The sequence below is a fragment of the Methylobacterium variabile genome (assembly GCF_001043975.1).
Taxonomy (GTDB): domain Bacteria; phylum Pseudomonadota; class Alphaproteobacteria; order Rhizobiales; family Beijerinckiaceae; genus Methylobacterium; species Methylobacterium variabile.
Genome location: NZ_LABY01000471.1, coordinates 1 through 595 on the forward strand (window position 1 = coordinate 1; position 595 = coordinate 595).

A 595-nucleotide genomic window follows, 5' to 3' on the forward strand; every position below is an offset into this window, starting at 1 on the left:
GTAGGTGGCGGCGGCGTGGTCGATGTCGATGCGGACCGTTCGCCCGCGCACCTTCAGGGCGAAGCTCAGCCGGCTCCAGGCATCGGGCAGGCACGGCGTGAAGGTGAGGCGCCCCCGCGCGTCGCGCAGGCCCGCGAAGCCGTAGACCAGCGCCAGCCACGTGCCGCCGATCGCCGCGATGTGCGCCCCGTGCATCATGTTCCCGCCGATGTCGGACAGGTCCATCGCCAGGGCGAAGTTGAAGTAGTGGATCGCCTTCTGCCGCAATCCGATCTCGTTCGCGACGATGCTCTGGATGCAGACGGAGAGGGAGGAATCGTGGGTGGTCAGCGGGTCGTAATAGTCGAAGTTGCGCCGCTTGGCCTCCGGCGTGAACTGGTCGCTGAGCAGGAACATGGCGAGCACCATGTCGGCCTGCTTGATCACCTGCGAGCGGTAGAGGTTGAGCGGGTGGTAGTGCAGCATCAGCGGGTAGTGGTCCTCGGGCGTCGCCGCGAAGTCCCACCTCTCCAGGTCGAGGAAGTTGTCGTCCTGGGGATGCACCTTCAGCCGCTCGTCGTAGGGCAGGTACATCCGGTCGGCGGCCCGCTCCCAG

General features: G+C 66.7%; 1 protein-coding gene. It reads right to left on the reverse strand.

Features of this window, described 5'->3' with window-relative positions; translation table 11 throughout:
* Nucleotides 1-595, reverse strand: a 595-nt coding sequence (locus tag VQ02_RS33965; protein WP_167350826.1) for a glycoside hydrolase family 65 protein, incomplete at both ends; no start/stop codon positions are given.